Consider the following 15,848-nt stretch of genomic DNA (forward strand, 5'->3'; position numbering starts at 1 on the left):
CACATGCACCGGGCCCGGATCCTTGCGGCTGGCCGCGCGCGGCCCGTGGGCCTGACCGGCCGGCTCGGTGTCCGCGTGGTGCCGACCGATCGCGGTCCGCTAGGCCGACCCCGGCACGGCGCCGGGCTCGCCGATGTCCTCGATACGGCGCGTCTGCCGCGGCTCATCGATCGGCACTCCGACGGCGGCGAGCGCAGGCTCAAGGATCCCGCGGCCATGACCGCGGCCGCGCAGCCGACCGCGGACGCCGCCGGCGCCGACCGAGGGCGTACTGCCGCGCTGCAGTCCGAGTCCGGGTCCGAGTCGACCGCGGACAGCTGCACCGGGTGCTGGAGGCCCGACCCGGTATGTGACCTGGACTTGGGGCGGCCCCACTTCCCGAGCCGTCAGTCGTTGGCGCCGGACCGAAGGCCGGTTCGGCGATGCGCATGCCTTGTCCCAGCGCGTCGACGAGCGCAGCCATGGCCGATCGGCGGTTACTCCTGCGGTGGGCCGATGACGGACTGGCCGATCTGCTCGGCCAGCCACGAAGCGTGCCGTTCCTCGGCCCCGTCGCGGTTCCCGCGGCGCACATGGACGAGCACAGTGTGGTCATCGGCGCGTTCGTCGAGCTCGGTGGTGCGGCAATTGAACAGCAGGGAAACCCGGGCATTGTCGGCTTCGCGGTAGATGCCACGGTCCGGTACGTCAGGCCAGATCAAGCTCGACCACCAGATCTCGCCGATGTTCGGGCCCACCAAGGCAGCGAACTCTTCCTCAACGCTGCCCAGGGGCCGGTATTCCATCGATGCCCAGAGCGGCAGGTGCGAGGAGAGGAAGGCCAGGTCAGTGGAGAGCTCGGGCGCGTGGACACCTCCGTGCAAGCCCGTCGGGTCGGACGGATCCCGCGCCCAGCCCTCGACGTCCTCTTTCCGGACCCAGGCATCCGGCAGCGCCTCGCGTATCCGCAACACTTCCCCGGCGGTGCGCAGCTCGACGTCCACGGAAACCTTCGTGTACCGCCGGTCGCCCAGTGCCACCAGCTGCCGCGCCACGTGCAGGGCCAGTACGGGGTCGGTGGTGCGGAAGACCGGGTAAGCGATGGGGTCGGACATGCGGGCACCTTGCCACAACCGGCAGTGGACGAAGATCCATTTTCCTCTGGGCCGGTCGGAACCACATACAACGAGCTGTCACATGCTCGACCGGACGGGCCTCACAGCAGCCAGGCACGGCGATGCGGGGTGCGGGACTTACTCAGGCTCGTGTTCGGGGCCTCCGAAGTCAGGACCGGTGAAGTCAGGACTCGTGAAGTCCCTGCTGGTGAAGCTCGGGCGCGGCCCCGGCTCGGTTTCGTCCTCCGGGCTGCTGAAGCCCGGGCGGCTGTATCCGAGTTGAGGGATGCGGCCGCCCGAGGACGTGGCTCGATACTGCGCCGATGCCGTGCCGGGATCGGCGAGCGCATCCCGCAGGAAGGGGTGGATGCCGCGCTCCAGCAGCGCCGCGCGCCAGGCCTCCTTGGCACGATCCACCTCGGCGCTCAACTCGCTGTACTCCCCGGTCTCGGTCGGCGGCCGATTGCGGAGGGCGCTGAGCAGGAGCCCGACGGCGGCGACCAGGACCGCTGCCGCCGTGACGGCGCCGAAGACCCATCCTGTGGTGATGAGGCCGCCGCTGAAGGAGGAGGCACGGCCCACGAGCTCCAGGAGGTGGCCGACGCCGAGGAAGATCGTCGCGGCGGTGCCCGCCAGCACGGGCGTCAGGACCACCGCGACGGCGAGCGCACCCGCGCCCGTCGTCTCTTCGACGGCTCGCATGTTGCTGGCCGGCACCGCCTCGGTGACGTCGGACCCTCGCGGGTGCGCCGCAGGGTCGCGCAGTTCCTCGCGGACACGGACGTAGTGCTGGTACTCCGTCGCCGCGGCAGCGGTGATGATCGGGATTGCGTTGAGAGCCATGGTGCGCAGCTGTTCGGGGTGGAGCCGTCGGCCGACGGCCGTCAGTCCCTGGCGGTCCGGTGCGGTGTACAGAGCCTCGTCGAGGAGCCGCTCGTAGTCCCGGCGGTCCTCTACCAGCAGATGTTGTGGAGTGCTGCGCACCCCCACCCCTGCGTACGACCTTCGGGGCGGACGCCGTGGCGGGGTCGACGGCGGCTCCTCGGGGCCGACGCGTTCCCACGACTCCTCCCGTTCCACCGGTGGGTGAGGGGGCGAGTCCGGCTCCACAGCAACCGAGGGCAGAGGGGCCACCGGTGTGGTCGGAAGCTCGGATGTCTCGTTCTGCGAGGGAGGTCGGAGCCTCGGGTTCGTGACCACCCCGGCCCGTGTCTCGGCCGACGTCTCAAACCGTGCCCCGGCAGAGCTCGCGTCCGCCTCGTCGATCCGGGCCCCGACAGAGCTCGCGTCCGCTTCGTCGATCCGGGCCCCGGCAGAGCTCACGTCCGCCTCCTCGATCCGCGCCCGGGTCTTCGGCCGGGCCGGGACCGGTCGTGCCCCCGCTCGCACACCGAGCACCGCGGCCAGCAGGCGACGGCCGTAGGGCAGGTCGCGACGGGCGGTGGCGTCCCGCGGTCCGCGGCCGGGGCGTTCCACGCCGAGTACCGCCGCGGCGATACGGCGGCTCACGGAGGGGCGCGTGGTCATGGCCTCCCCTCCTCACCGGCGGCCCGCTCATGCCTCAGCGGCGGCGTCCCCCGGCCACCATGGCCATGTCCAGGATCGGCGGGCTGCCCGTTCGGGTGCGGCTGGGCCGTCTCCGTGTCCTGCCGGAAAGCGGCGGACCGCAGGTGCGACGACGTCCGCTGCGACTGTCCCGCTTCGGCGTCGGGCTGAAGCGCGGCAGCCCCTGAGGCGGCGGCAGCCTGCGGCTCGTCGCGTACGGCAGCCCCCTGCTCGGGGAGCGTTGGCTGCACCATGGACGGCACGGGCCGCTGAACGGGATCGACCGGGCCGGCGCCCATGGTCACGGTGGGATCGACCGGGCCGGCCCCCATGGTCACCGCGGGCTCGGCCGGTCCGGCGCCCACTCCGGCTGATGGGTCGGCCGGGCCCGCACCCGCCTGCCCGCCCCCCAGGGCCTCGCTCACCGACTGGATGCGGGCCAGCTGGGTCAGGAGCACCGGGGCGGAGGCGCCGACGACGATGGCCGCGTACGGGCCGCTGATCTGGCCCGTGGTGCCGAACAGGACCGCCATCCCGGCGCCCATCACACTGTGCACGCCGGCCGCGGCCAGGTCGACGGCCGGGTCGAAGTACTGCGTCAGGCGGGGTCTCACGTGCTCCGACAGCTGTTCGCGCTGATGGGCGCCGCGAGCCGAACGCCAGTTCGCGAACTGGATGTAGAGGTCGACGACCCCCGCGCAGCACACCTCCCACCGCACCCAGCAGGATCAGCGTCGGCACATCCACGTCGCCCCCGGTCCACGGACGGCAAAGTTCCCCCGCGGAACCCGCGTCACGAGCCTAGAGCTGCACGAGGGGCCAAGGAAGTCACCCCGGGGAAAAGGCAGTTGCCGTCGGGAAATGGCGGCGCCGAGGCCGCCGGCGCCCCGCCGGACGCTGCACGACCAGGACCCGATGGGGCGGCACCGCCTCGTACTCTCAAGGAGGAGCGGGGTCGAACGGATCTTGTGCACGCGTACGCGCTCTGCCACCAGCACAGGGTGGCTGTCACGCCCCGCCAGATACCTCATTGACTACCCATTGACTACCCCTTGGTCGGCAGCGGATGCCGCCCCCGCGACTGTCCATATCGCCATGCCCCACAGGGAGAGCGCAGAAGCAAGGCCCACCACGAGGCGAACGGTCTCGTCCGGGCCGTTCGTGAGCCAGACGGTCATGCCCGCAGCCCCGGAAGCGATCAACAGGGCCGCCGGTATCCGCAGTCGGGGCTGCTCGAACACCGACGCCAACGGCAGGAAGTGGAGCCCCACGACAAGCGCGACCAGCGGGGGAATGAGCACCGGCACGCCGACCTGACCGCAGACTACGGCGATGGCGATGATCAGCAGCCACTGAAGCCCGTTGATCTGGTTGAACCGCCGACGCCGGCCGACAGGAAATGGCCCCCCTGCCGATGAGGGGAGAAAACGGCGCGCGGCGAGCATCAGCCCCACCGCAACGGCACAGCCACCTACGACCAGAACTTGCCGCGTCACCCCGTCGAATGCGCTCGAGCCCAGCAGCCACCAGCCGAGCCCGAACAGCGCGAGGAACCCCACCCCTGACTTGAACATGATCGGGATCCTAGGCGGAGGAGCAGCCCCCCGGCCCAAGGATTCTCAACCTGGCGCCTGCCTCGCGAGTAGGCGCGTATTTCGACCTACCACTCGGCCGTGCACTCCGAAGGGCGCCTGACCAGGCATTTTGCCTGGTCAGGCGCCCTTCTTCCTGCGCCTAGAAGAAGCCCAGCTTCTTCGGCGCGTACGACACCAGCAGGTTCTTGGTCTGCTGGTAGTGCTCCAGCATCATCTTGTGCGTCTCACGCCCGATGCCCGAGCCCTTGTAGCCGCCGAACGCCGCATGCGCCGGGTACGCGTGATAGCAGTTCGTCCACACACGCCCCGCCTGGATCGCGCGGCCCGCGCGGTACGCGGTGTTGATGTCGCGGGTCCATACGCCCGCGCCGAGGCCGTACAGCGTGTCGTTGGCGATCTTGATGGCGTCGTCGAAGTCGTCGAAGGACGTCACCGAGACGACCGGGCCGAAGATCTCCTCCTGGAAGATCCGCATGCGGTTGTCGCCCTCGAAGATCGTCGGCTGGACGTAGTAGCCGCCCTTCAACTCGCCGTCGTGCTCGATGCGTTCGCCGCCCGTGAGAACCCTGGCGCCTTCCTGCCGACCGATGTCCAGGTACGAGAGGATCTTCTCCAACTGGTCGTTGGAGGCCTGCGCGCCGATCATCGTGTCCGTGTCGAGCGGGTGACCGGTCTTGATCTGCTCGGTGCGGGCGATCGCCGCCTCCATGAAGTCGGCGTACTGGCCGCGTTGGACGAGGGCCCGGGACGGGCACGTGCACACCTCGCCCTGGTTGAGCGCGAACATGGTGAAGCCCTCGAGCGCCTTGTCCCGGAAGTCGTCGTTCGCCGCCCAGACGTCGTCGAAGAAGATGTTCGGGGACTTGCCGCCGAGTTCGAGGGTGACCGGAGTGATGTTCTCCGAGGCGTACTGCATGATCAGCCGGCCGGTCGTGGTCTCACCGGTGAACGCCACTTTGGCCACCCTGGGGCTCGACGCCAGCGGCTTGCCCGCCTCCACGCCGAAGCCGTTGACGATGTTGAGCACGCCGGGCGGGAGCAGGTCGGCGACCAGGCTGAGCCAGTAGTGAATGGACGCAGGGGTCTGCTCGGCCGGCTTGAGTACGACCGCGTTGCCGGCCGCCAGCGCGGGGGCGAGCTTCCATGTCGCCATGAGAATCGGGAAGTTCCACGGGATGATCTGCGCGACCACGCCCAACGGCTCGTGGAAGTGGTACGCCACCGTGTCGTCGTCGACCTCGCCGAGCGACCCCTCCTGCGCCCTGATCGCGCCCGCGAAGTAGCGGAAGTGGTCGATGGCCAGCGGAATGTCCGCTGCCAGCGTCTCGCGTACCGGCTTGCCGTTCTCCCAGCTCTCGGCCACCGCCAACTGCTCAAGGTTCGCCGCCATACGGTCGGCGATCTTGAGCAGTATGTCGGCCCGCTCGGTCACCGACGTGCGGCCCCACGCGGGGGCGGCCGCGTGCGCCGCGTCGAGCGCCCGCTCCACGTCCTCCGCCGTGCCCCGCGCGATCTCGGTGAACGGCTGCCCGTTCACCGGCGACGGGTTCTCGAAGTACTGCCCCCGGATCGGCGGCACGTACTCACCGCCGATGAAGTGGTCGTAGCGCGCCTGGTAGGAGACGATCGCACCCTCGGTGCCGGGCGCCGTGTAACGGGTCATGCTGCTCTGCCTCCCGAAGAAGCGCTGCCCGCCGTTGGGCAGCTCTCGGCGCGAGGCTAGGGACGGCGAGGTTGCAAGTACGTTGCGCGCGCCTGGGGTTCTGCCGGAGCACCGAGGGTTCTGTCAGCGCGCCGGAGGCGGGTCAGCGGGTCGCACGGCGCTGCCAAGCATGCGGTGCTGAGAGTTCGTACTCCAGCGCGGTCAGCCGCGACCGTACCGCCGACGTCGGACGCACCGCCGCGAGTGCTCGCCATACGTCGAGGTCGTCCTCGCCCCATGGCGCGTGCGCCCAGTCCGCCAGCAGGTCGGGATCACGGCGGGCGATCAACGCCGTACGGACCCCGTCCGCGAGGCGCCGCCGGAGCCGCACCACCGCCGGTGCCTGGGAGCCGGGCAGCAGCGGGCCGGCGTATGCCATGGCCGCACCAGTGACCGCACCGGCATCCAGACGGCGTTCGACGACCGTCACGTCCGACTCGACCGGCACCGTGAGCCGGTAGGGCCGGGAGCCGAGCAGCCCGGGAGCGACGATCCGGCGCAGCCGGGCCAGTTCGGCCCGCAGGGTAACGGGCGTCACCGACTCGTCCTCGTACAGCGCACACAGCAACTCGTCACCGGTCAGCCCCTCCGGGTGGCGCGCCAGCAGCACCAGGATCTCGCTGTGCCGACGACTGAGCCTGATCCGGCGGCCTCCGATGCGCAACTGCGCCTCGTCGCGGCCCAGAGCGCACAGCTCGGGCGTGTCGGTGGTCTGCACCCGCGGGGCGAGCAGCGCCAGTTGGGACTCCGCGGCACGCGCCACCGCCTGCACGAACCCCAGGCTGTGCGGATGCGCAAGCCCGTCGCCGCCGGTGATGTCCACCGCCCCCAGCACCCGTCCCGTGCGTGGATCGTGCACCGGTGCTGCCGCACAGGTCCAGGGCTGCACCCGGCGGATGAAGTGCTCGGCCGCGAACACCTGCACCGGCCGGTCCACCGCGACCGCCGTGCCCGGCGCGTTCGTCCCCACCGCGGACTCCGCCCACCGCGCACCCGGCACGAAGTTCATCCGTCCCGCCCTGCGCCGGGTCGTCGGATCGCCCTCGACCCACAGCAGCCTGCCGTGCGCGTCGCACACCGCGAGCAGATGCTCCCCGTCGGCGGCGAACGTGCCCAACAGCTCCCGGAACAACGGCATCACCCGCGCCAGCGGATGTTCCGCGCGATAGGCGCCGAGATCGCCGTCCGCCAGCTCCACGCTGGCGGTAACGTCCGGGCCCACACCCGCCCGCGCCGAACGCCGCCACGAGTCGGCCACCACGGCACGTACCGGCTTCGGCACCGTGCCCACCTCGGTGAACGTCTCATGCGCATGACGCAGCACCCGTATCCGCTCGGCAGGGTCGGCCCCCGGCTCCAGGGCCACCCATGGATCGGTCAACTCGGCCTCCCGGAAGGCGATGCGGCTGAGGACATCGTCACTCCGGGTGCGCACGCGGACAACCTTTTCGACCCGGGTCACCCGAACGATGGCCATGCCGGTGACGCCATGTGACACTTCAGGCCGCGTTGACCAACCGTATGTAGCGCTCCCAGTCCCAGTGGGGGCCGGGATCGGTGTGGTCGGTGCCCGGCACGTCATGGTGGCCGATTATGTGTTCCCGGTCCTTCGGTATGCCGTACCTGGTGCAGATGGCAGCCGTGAGCCGGGCCGACGTCTCGTACATGACGCCGGTGAAGTAGGCGGGCTCGTCGACCCAGCCCTCGTGCTCAATGCCGATGCTGCGCCTGTTGTGCTCCCAGTCCCCGGCGTGCCAGGCGATGTCCGCCTCGCGGACGCACTGTGACGTGTGTCCGTCGGCCGACCGGACGACGTAGTGCGCGGACACGTGTTGCCTGGGGTTCTCGAAGACGAACAGGGTCTTGGTGTAGATCGTCTGAGTCACGTGGATGATCACCCGATCGACAGGACGGGCCGCTGAGTGGTTCGCCACCGTGTAGTTGGCGGCGCTCGCCGGGCGCCACACAGCGAGCGCGTAGTCCGGTGCAGGGGCATGCGCACCGGCCGGTCGCTCGGGGAGCAGGACATACGGGAGTGCGGCGAGTGCGGTGCCTTGGAGGATCAGCCGACGGGTGGGGCGTGGTCTTGCGCGTTTCAAAGGGGTTTCCCTTTCAGGGGCGGCGGTCTGTCTTTCAGCGTCAGGGAATTGCGCCTTCGGCACAGGTTGGCCGGCTTGCTCAGCGGTTCAGGTCGGCCGGGGGCGCTCAGCGGCCTGGGTTGGCCCCGGCCCTCAGCCGTTGAGTTCGGCCGGGGCGCTCAACTCAGAGTCGCTGCCGTCTCGCGAAGTTGCGCGTGCACTCCGCGGTGCGTCTCGCGTGCCGGCAGCCACTCCTTGCGGATCTTGGCCACGCACGTGTAGTTGGTGTCGCACACGTTGGCCAGCGGCGACTCGACGACCTGGGTCGCGAACTGGTAGGCGTCCAGCTCGCTGAACCCGTAGTCACGCACGAGCCACTGCACCAGGTCGAGCTGGGATATCCGGAACGCGTCCTCCAGCGGCCGGGCCGAACCCGTCGCGATGATGTGGGTGTCCGACTCGATGCGGGGCCATGGTGTGGCAACTCCCTTGAGCAGTTCGACGATCACCACGGTGTTCATCGCGCACTCGACGGCGACGCCGCAGGTCTCGCCCTCGCCCTGCCGGGCGTGTCCGTCACCGAGACTGAGGAGCGCGCCCTCGACGTTCACCCCGAGATAGCAGGTCACGCCCGCCCGCATCTCGGGCGTGTCCATGTTCCCGCCGTGCGCGTCGGGCACCAGGGCGGAGCGTACTTCCAGATGTGCGGGGGCCACCCCCACGGTGCCGTGCATCGGGTCCATGGGCAGTTCCGCCTCGATGTCACTGTCGTGGGCCCGGAACAACGCCGTACGTCGTGCCCGGTCGAGCTGCCAGATCCACACAGTCTCCGGCAGAGGCGGTTGCAGCGTGGCCGTGGTGTGCGTCGAGGTGAGCGCGCCGAACAAGGGGACCGTGGTCGACGCGGCCCAGTCCCGTGCCGGTTCGATCGATACGAAGTGCACGGCCACGGTGTCGCCCGGCTCGGCGCCCTCGATGTGGAACGGTCCGGTCTGCGGGTTGAGATAGGGAAACTCGCACACCTGGGACACCAGGTCCTTCTCCGACCGCACCCGCCCGGCGAAGCAGTCCTCCGTGTACAGATCGAGCACCGTCCCGGGCGCGATGCGGGCCACAGGCGGTGCGCCGCCGAACGTCCACGCGTACTCGCCGGGCTCGGGGCGCACGGTCAGGATCCTGGGGTCGCTCATCGCTGCACAGCTCCGTTCTGCGGAAGGCCGGTGGGATGGGTCGGACAAGTGGGGCAGGTATCGCATGTGGGGCAGGTGGGAAATGGAACGATCGCGTCGTGCCGTAGCCATGCGCTGACCGCGGCTCACGTGATTCACGGTACGGCGCTGCCGGGTTGGGCAGAAGCGAGCGTCGATTTCCGTGGACAGCCGCGGGATTGTGGATAACCCGCTCACTCACACGAGTGAACTCAGCCTGGAACCCGGCCCGTTGTGGAATCTGGAATCGGATCTGGTGCGGAATCTGGAATCGGGCCCGTATGGAATCGCATCAGGCATGTTGCCGCCGGACGTCCGGGAGCCGGCTTGGCTACGTGCCCGGCTCCGTCGGGGTTCAGGCCCGCTCCGCCACCCCCGCCGGATCGTCCAGCACGGCCCGCACCACGGAGTGCGCTGCGCCCAGCAACGGCCCCTCGGGGCCCAGCTGCGACACGGAGACCGGACAGGCCGGCCCCGCGGTGCGCCGGTCCAGCTCGGCCTCCAGCGACGGCAGCAGCCAGGGGGCCAGTCCGGCCAGCGCGCCGCCCAGCACCACGCTCTCCGGGTCCAGCAGATTGACCGCGCCCGTCAGTGCGATGCCGAGCGCCGTTCCCGCGTCGTGCAGGGCGCGCCGTACGTCCTCGTCGCCTTCGGCGGCACGGTCGGCGAGCAGGCCGACGCGGTCCTCGCCCGGCTCCAGTCCGGCCGCGCGCAGCACCGCCTCCTCACCCGCGTACTGCTCAAGGCATCCGCGCCCCCCGCACGGACACGCGGGTCCGTCCGGCTGGACCGGCACATGCCCCAACTCGCCCGCGAAACCGTGCGTTCCGCGCAGCAGCCCGCCGTCCACCACGACCGCCGCACCGATACCGATCTCCGCCGACACGTGCACGAAGTCGCGCGGAGTACCGTCGCCCAGCCAGAGTTCGGCGAGCGCGCCGAAGTTGGCCTCGTTGCCCACGCTCAGCGGGAAGTCCACGGGCAGCAGACCGCCGAGGTCCGCGTCCCGCCAGTCGAGGTTCGGAGCACGGACGACCGTGCGCGCGTCCCGAGCCACCAGACCCGGCACAGCGACCGCCAGGCCGGCTGGCCACAACCCCTCGTGCTCGGCCTCGGTGACGACTCGGCGCACCAACTCGCCGAGTTCCTCGATCACCGGTGCGGGCGCCCGGCCCCGATTCGCGCCGTGCCGCACCGCCCTGGACCGCACCACGCCGCGCAGATCGACCGCGCAGACGGCGAGATGGTCGACGCCGACCTCCGCCCCGATTCCGGCCGGACCGTGCCCGCTGACGGCCAGCGCCGAGCCGGGGCGGCCCACCCGGCCGGGCCGCTCGGGACCGAGTTCCTCCAGTAGTCCCGAGCGGATCAGCTCGTCGACGAGGGTAGACACAGCCGCGCGCGTCAGCCCGATCCGGGAGGCGACGGCGGCACGCGAGAGCGGACCGTTGGCGCTGACGGTGTGCATCACCCGGGCGAGGTTGCGGCGGCGCATGCCCTGCTGGGTGTTCGGCAGCGCGCGCCCGGCTCCGGTCGGGTGGGCTTCGTGCAGCGGTGCGGTCATGCCTCCGTCAATCCTCGTCAGTCCTCAGTGAGCCTCGGGGCTCCGCTCCAGCAGCGGGGCCGCGTCGGAGAGTACCCCGCTGATCCTGGCCAGCGTCTCGTCGTCCCGCTCCACGGCGTCCAGCACCGGCCCGCGCGTGGTGTTCCAACGCCGGGCGACCGCGGCCGGATCCTCGCCGGTCAGCAGGCCGGCCGCCTGGGCCGCGGCGCCGAGCGCGACCAGTTCCCTGGCCTCGGGGACCTGCACCGGCCGCCCCGACAGCCGTCGTACGGTCTGCTGCCAGGCCGTCCCCCGTGCGCCGCCGCCGATCAGCAGCAGCGGGGCGGAGCGGTCCGCGTCCTCGTCCAGAACCAGGTCCAGGGCGCCGAGCAGCGCGTGGACGGCGCCGTCGTAGGCGGCCTGCAGGAGCTGGCCGGCGGTCGTGTCGTGACGGAGGCCGTGCAGCACACCGGAGGCGTTCGGCAGGTTCGGGGTGCGTTCGCCGTCCAGGTAGGGCAGGAGCGTGAGGCCCGTGGTGGGTTCCACGGCCTCGCGGTCGAGGCCCAGCAGGGTGGCGAGGCGGTCGACGGCGAGCGTGCAGTTCAGGGTGCAGGCAAGCGGCAGCCAGTCGCCGTGCGCGTCGGCGAAGCCCGCCACGGTGCCGGACGGGTCGGCGGGGCGCCGCCTCGACACGGCGTACACCGTGCCCGAGGTGCCGAGGCTCAGTACGGGCATGCCGGGCCGAAGGCCGAGGCCGAGTGCCGCGGCGGCGTTGTCACCGGTGCCGGGTGCGACCAGGGTGCCCTTGGAGAACGGCAGCTCATGGCTGTCGCGCACGGTGCCCGCGATCTCCCCGGGCCGGACCACACGGGGCAGCATCGCCGGGTCGAGCCCCACGCGCGCGAGGATCTCCTCGTCGTACGCCTCCGTCGCCGACGCCCACCAGCCCGTACCGGAGGCGTCGCCGCGGTCGGTGGTGCCCTGCCCCGTGAGGCGTTCGGTGAGGTAGTCGTGGGGGAGACGTACGGCCTTGGTGGCCCGGACGGACTCCGGCTCGTTCTCCGCAAGCCATGCCCACTTGGTGACCGTGAACGAGGCCGCCGGAACGGAGCCCGTGCGCTCGGCCCAGAACTTCGCGCCGCCCAGTTCCTCGGTCAGTCGGCTGGCCTGCGGCGCCGAGCGCACGTCGTTCCACAACAGAGCCGGACGCACCGGCTCGCCCCGGTCGTCCAGCGTGACCAGGCCGTGCTGCTGCCCGCCGATCGACACTGCCGCGGCCTCGTGCGCGGCTTCGCCGCACTGGCGCAGCGCCTCGCACAGGGCGTCCCACCACTGGCGTGGATCGCTCTCGCGCGCGGCGCCGGAGGACACCGTGTGCGGCGCCTGGCCGCTCGCGACGACCTGCCCGGTCGACGCGTCGACGACCAGCGCCTTGGTGGATTGGGTGGACGTGTCCACGCCGACGACGAGCGGACCCTCGGCTGCTGACATCGGGCTCTCCCTTTCCGCGGCTCTGCGGGAACCGACCTGCTGTTTCGAGGGTGCCCGGAGCGTCACGACCCGGACCTCACCCCTTCGGGGACATCTTGTCCCTTCCCAGGGACGCGTCGGCATACTAATTTGTAAACAGCCATGACGAAATAGTCGTAGCAAGCAGTCGTCAGCAAGCGAGGAGCCGCGGCATGAGCTACCAGCCCACCCCCGAGGACAGGTTCACCTTCGGCCTGTGGACCGTCGGCTGGCAGGGACGGGACCCCTTCGGTGACGCCACCCGCCGGGCCCTCGACCCGGTCGAGACGGTGCAGCGCCTGGCCGAGCTCGGCGCCCACGGCGTCACCTTCCACGACGACGACCTGATCCCCTTCGGGTCCTCGGACACCGAGCGCGAGGCGCACATCAAGCGCTTCCGCGAGGCCCTCGACGCCACCGGCATGAAGGTGCCGATGGCCACCACGAACCTCTTCACCCACCCCGTCTTCAAGGACGGCGCATTCACCGCCAACGACCGCGACGTGCGCCGATACGCCCTGCGCAAGACGATCCGCAACATCGACTTGGCGGCCGAACTGGGCGCCAGGACCTACGTCGCCTGGGGCGGGCGCGAGGGCGCCGAGTCCGGCGCCGCCAAGGACGTACGCGTGGCTCTCGACCGCATGAAGGAGGCTTTCGACCTCCTCGGCGAGTACGTCACCTCCCAGGGCTACGACCTCAAGTTCGCCATCGAACCCAAGCCGAACGAGCCGCGCGGCGACATCCTGCTCCCGACCGTCGGCCACGCGCTTGCGTTCATCGAGCGCCTGGAGCGGCCGGAGCTGTACGGCGTCAACCCCGAGGTCGGGCACGAGCAGATGGCCGGCCTCAACTTCCCGCACGGCATCGCGCAGGCGCTGTGGGCGGGCAAGCTCTTCCACATCGACCTCAATGGCCAGTCCGGCATCAAGTACGACCAGGACCTGCGCTTCGGCGCGGGCGACCTGCGTGCCGCCTTCTGGCTGGTCGACCTCCTGGAGAGCGCCGGTTACAGCGGGCCCCGCCACTTCGACTTCAAGCCGCCGCGGACGGAGGACCTCGACGGAGTGTGGGCGTCGGCCGCGGGCTGCATGCGCAACTACCTCATCCTCAAGGAGCGTTCGGCCGCCTTCCGTGCCGACCCGGAGGTCCAGGAGGCTCTGCGTGCCGCACGCCTGGACGAGCTGGCGCAGCCGACGGCGGCGGACGGCCTGAAGTCGCTGCTCGCGGACCGCGCAGCGTTCGAGGAGTTCGACGTCGAGGCGGCGGCCGCGCGCGGGATGGCCTTCGAGCACCTCGACCAGCTGGCGATGGATCACCTGCTGGGAGCGCGCGGCTGAGGCCACGCGCGTGTGCCCGACCGCGTGTGACCTGCTTGCGCAGAGGCCAGTCACACGCGGGACGGGCAGAGGGTGCCGGCAATTGGTGCCGGTAATCGACCGGTCTCCGCGCGGAATGTTCCGGAACCATGCGCTCCACGGCATGGGCCCGTATCAACTCCCGAGAAGGGCTCGCGTCCTGGCCGGGACGAGGCGAGGCTTGTCGGTATGGCCATGCCGCCCGTACCGCCTCAGCCGCCAGGACCGCCGGGTGACACGCCGCCGCCGGGCGGTGGCTTCGGACCGCCTCCTGGAGGCTACGGCCCCCCTCCGGGGGACAGCGGCCCACCCACGTACGGTGCTTGGCCGCCCCCGGAATCACCCGACGGAGGCGGCGGACCAAGGCGGCGGACTCCGTTGGTCATCCTGCTCGCCGCGATCGTGGTCGTCGGAGCAGTGGTGGCCGTGGTGCTGATGGCCTCCGGGAACGACGACTCGCCCGACGGGAAGACGCCCGCCGAGAGCACGAGCAGCTCGCCCAAGCCGTCCTTCAGCATCCCGACCGAGCTTCCAAGCAAGCTGCCGAGCGAGCTGCCGACATCACTGCCGTCGGGGTTCCCGACCGAACTGCCGTCAGGATTCCCCACCGAGCTGCCGAGCGGCTTTCCGAGTGATCTCGAATCGCTGCTCCCGTCGCTTCCGGACGAACTCCCCTAGGGCGTCGCTCCCGTCTCCTGCGGGCGAACTGCCTCAGGCCGTCAGATGCCGCGCGGCAGCCGCACGTAGATCACCGACGTCTCGATACCGCTGTCGACGAGCCTGCCCTGCGCGTCGAACGCACCCTCGCCGTCCGTCATCCCGAAGTCGTTGTCGTTGATGAGGGCCAGCGTGTCGCGGTCCACGCGCGCGATGCCCTCGATCTTCCCGGGCACACCCTTGACCGTGCCCAGGTCGACGACCAGCCGCTTGGACAGCACCGGCACACCCGAGCCCGCCGGGTCGTCGAGCTGCTCCAGGGACGGCGACGTCGTGTCGTCCTCCCAGGGACCGCCGAGGATGTTCGCCGCACGGTCCAGGCGCACCAGGTGCAGCCGCGCGGCCTTGTCGGTGCGCTCCTCGACCAGCAGCCGGTTGCCGCCCACGGCCACGACCGAGGAGATCTTCAGCTCGGAGGTGTCGTCCTCGCTCGGGTCCACCACGTTCACCGGGTCGAAGCGGTACGCGTACTCCGCTGTGACCGCCTTCTTCTTCGGCGAGAAGCGCAGCAGGCGCGTGGTGCGAGAAGCCTCCCCGGCATCCGTGTCCGGCAGCGACAGCGGGCTCTGCACGGCCATCACCAGGTCACCGGCGGGCAGTTGGGCGAGCCCTTCGAACCCGCGGTTGATCTTCCGGTGCAGCAGGACGGAGGGCAGCGCCTCCACCACCGGGTAGTCCGCGCCGGTGAGGCGGAGCCCCTCGGGCACGTAGCGCGTGAGGACCTTCCCGCGCGCGGAGACGTGCACAAGGGAGGGCCCGTACTCGTCGGCGAGCCAGAAGCTCCCGTCAGCGGCGCGCACGATGCCCTCGGTGTCCAGCCCGTTCGGATTGAACGCAAGCGGTGTCCGCGCGTCATAGGAGTACGGCGCCTCGTCGCGGCTCGCCTGGTTCGACAGTCCGGTGACGGGCCTCCCGGACGTCGTCGTGATCGGGATCGCGTCCAGCACCCGCACGGTGTCTCCGGCCACCCGGATCTTCACGATCGCCGGATCGAAGCCCGGCACGGGGAACGTCCGCCGCTTCGTGCCGTCCACCTTGATCTGGCCGTTGGGGCCGCGGTCGGTGACGGTCCAGAACTCGCCCTTGCGGCCCGCCGGGTAGATGTCGCTGCCGATGCCGCCCAGGTCCACACCCCGGTCGTTGTCCACGCTGCCCGGCAGCAGTGTGTTGCTGAACGCGCCGAGCGGGATGTCGCCGAGGGTCGCCGTGTGTACGACGTGTGCGGCGCGGCTCTTGCTCGCGACGCTGCCCTCGTCCCCCGCACCTGCGGCGGGGCCGGTGGCCGCGAGCGCCGCGATCACGGCGAGGGGTACGCCCGCGGCGACGAGACGTTGGGCGTGGCGCCGGCCGGTGGCGTGCGGGGGCATCGGGCCTCCTGAAGACCAAGTTGTTTGACAGCGGCCAGATTTGGAGCTCAGGCGTAACGCGGTTCGTCCGAGGGATGAACGCGGGGCGACGGCCGCTCGTCGAGTCGAGGTCGCTCTCAGCCGAGCCGAGGT

Annotated in this window: 13 protein-coding genes; 2 read left to right on the top strand and 11 right to left on the bottom strand. The window is 70.8% G+C overall.

Annotated features, from left to right (window positions below; genetic code table 11):
- Positions 1-476: 476 nt before the first annotated feature.
- From OG331_RS41935 to xylB, 10 genes are all read right to left on the bottom strand, one after another.
- Positions 477-1,094, bottom strand: coding sequence for a hypothetical protein (locus OG331_RS41935; protein WP_406206900.1), 618 nt, complete (start codon positions 1,092-1,094; stop codon positions 477-479).
- Between the two features lie 138 nt (positions 1,095-1,232).
- Complete coding sequence (locus OG331_RS41940; RefSeq protein ID WP_406206903.1) at positions 1,233-2,621, bottom strand: hypothetical protein; 1,389 nt, start codon at positions 2,619-2,621, stop codon at positions 1,233-1,235.
- The gene (locus OG331_RS41945) at positions 2,618-3,358 is read right to left on the bottom strand and encodes a hypothetical protein (protein ID WP_406206906.1); all 741 of its coding nucleotides are present in this window, start codon (positions 3,356-3,358) and stop codon (positions 2,618-2,620) included. Before OG331_RS41945 ends, OG331_RS41940 begins: the two co-directional genes overlap by 4 nt.
- 315 nt (positions 3,359-3,673) lie before the next feature.
- Positions 3,674-4,213 (bottom strand): hypothetical protein, encoded by a 540-nt coding sequence (locus OG331_RS41950; protein ID WP_406206909.1) that lies wholly within the window; start codon positions 4,211-4,213, stop codon positions 3,674-3,676.
- Positions 4,214-4,373: 160 nt separating this feature from the next.
- A complete protein-coding gene (locus tag OG331_RS41955) occupies positions 4,374-5,897 on the bottom strand; it encodes an aldehyde dehydrogenase family protein (protein WP_406206910.1) in 1,524 nt (507 codons plus the stop codon).
- Positions 5,898-6,039: 142 nt separating this feature from the next.
- Positions 6,040-7,317 (bottom strand): GAF domain-containing protein, encoded by a 1,278-nt coding sequence (locus tag OG331_RS41960; protein ID WP_406210659.1) that lies wholly within the window; start codon positions 7,315-7,317, stop codon positions 6,040-6,042.
- A gap of 118 nt (positions 7,318-7,435) precedes the next feature.
- Positions 7,436-8,035: an N-acetylmuramoyl-L-alanine amidase gene (locus tag OG331_RS41965; RefSeq protein WP_406206912.1), complete on the bottom strand. Its 600-nt coding sequence runs from the start codon at positions 8,033-8,035 to the stop codon at positions 7,436-7,438.
- Positions 8,036-8,193: 158 nt separating this feature from the next.
- Positions 8,194-9,204: an acetamidase/formamidase family protein gene (locus OG331_RS41970; RefSeq protein ID WP_406206915.1), complete on the bottom strand. Its 1,011-nt coding sequence runs from the start codon at positions 9,202-9,204 to the stop codon at positions 8,194-8,196.
- Between the two features lie 373 nt (positions 9,205-9,577).
- On the bottom strand, positions 9,578-10,786 hold the full coding sequence (locus OG331_RS41975) for an ROK family protein (protein WP_406206918.1): 1,209 nt from the start codon (positions 10,784-10,786) through the stop codon (positions 9,578-9,580).
- A gap of 24 nt (positions 10,787-10,810) precedes the next feature.
- Positions 10,811-12,256, bottom strand: a complete 1,446-nt coding sequence (xylB, locus tag OG331_RS41980) for a xylulokinase (RefSeq protein WP_406206920.1) — start codon at positions 12,254-12,256, stop codon at positions 10,811-10,813.
- A 191-nt stretch (positions 12,257-12,447) separates the two neighbouring features.
- Between xylB and xylA the strand changes: the two genes are divergently transcribed.
- Both xylA and OG331_RS41990 read left to right on the top strand, forming a co-directional pair.
- Positions 12,448-13,614: a xylose isomerase gene (gene xylA / locus OG331_RS41985; protein WP_406206923.1), complete on the top strand. Its 1,167-nt coding sequence runs from the start codon at positions 12,448-12,450 to the stop codon at positions 13,612-13,614.
- 396 nt (positions 13,615-14,010) lie between these two features.
- Positions 14,011-14,310 carry a hypothetical protein gene (locus OG331_RS41990; protein ID WP_406206926.1) on the top strand — a complete coding sequence of 100 codons (300 nt, stop codon included), beginning with the start codon at positions 14,011-14,013 and terminating at the stop codon, positions 14,308-14,310.
- Between the two features lie 41 nt (positions 14,311-14,351).
- On the opposite strand, the gene OG331_RS41995 is transcribed toward OG331_RS41990, so the two are convergent.
- The gene (locus OG331_RS41995) at positions 14,352-15,716 is read right to left on the bottom strand and encodes an esterase-like activity of phytase family protein (protein ID WP_406206929.1); all 1,365 of its coding nucleotides are present in this window, start codon (positions 15,714-15,716) and stop codon (positions 14,352-14,354) included.
- Between the last annotated feature and the right edge of the window lie 132 nt (positions 15,717-15,848).

The sequence above is a fragment of the Streptomyces sp. NBC_01017 genome (assembly GCF_045162795.1).
GTDB classification, from domain to species: Bacteria; Actinomycetota; Actinomycetes; order Streptomycetales; family Streptomycetaceae; genus Streptomyces; species Streptomyces machairae.

Excerpts from the sequence above, each read along its gene's own strand:
- OG331_RS41935 (WP_406206900.1), bottom strand. The coding sequence starts at position 1,094 with ATGTCCGACCCCATCGCTTACCCGGTCTTCCGCACCACCGACCCCGTA.
- OG331_RS41940 (WP_406206903.1), bottom strand. The coding sequence starts at position 2,621 with ATGACCACGCGCCCCTCCGTGAGCCGCCGTATCGCCGCGGCGGTACTC.
- OG331_RS41950 (WP_406206909.1), bottom strand. The coding sequence starts at position 4,213 with ATGTTCAAGTCAGGGGTGGGGTTCCTCGCGCTGTTCGGGCTCGGCTGG.
- OG331_RS41955 (WP_406206910.1), bottom strand. The coding sequence starts at position 5,897 with ATGACCCGTTACACGGCGCCCGGCACCGAGGGTGCGATCGTCTCCTAC.
- OG331_RS41970 (WP_406206915.1), bottom strand. The coding sequence starts at position 9,204 with ATGAGCGACCCCAGGATCCTGACCGTGCGCCCCGAGCCCGGCGAGTAC.
- OG331_RS41975 (WP_406206918.1), bottom strand. The coding sequence starts at position 10,786 with ATGACCGCACCGCTGCACGAAGCCCACCCGACCGGAGCCGGGCGCGCG.
- xylB (WP_406206920.1), bottom strand. The coding sequence starts at position 12,256 with ATGTCAGCAGCCGAGGGTCCGCTCGTCGTCGGCGTGGACACGTCCACC.
- xylA (WP_406206923.1), top strand. The coding sequence starts at position 12,448 with ATGAGCTACCAGCCCACCCCCGAGGACAGGTTCACCTTCGGCCTGTGG.
- OG331_RS41995 (WP_406206929.1), bottom strand. The coding sequence starts at position 15,716 with ATGCCCCCGCACGCCACCGGCCGGCGCCACGCCCAACGTCTCGTCGCC.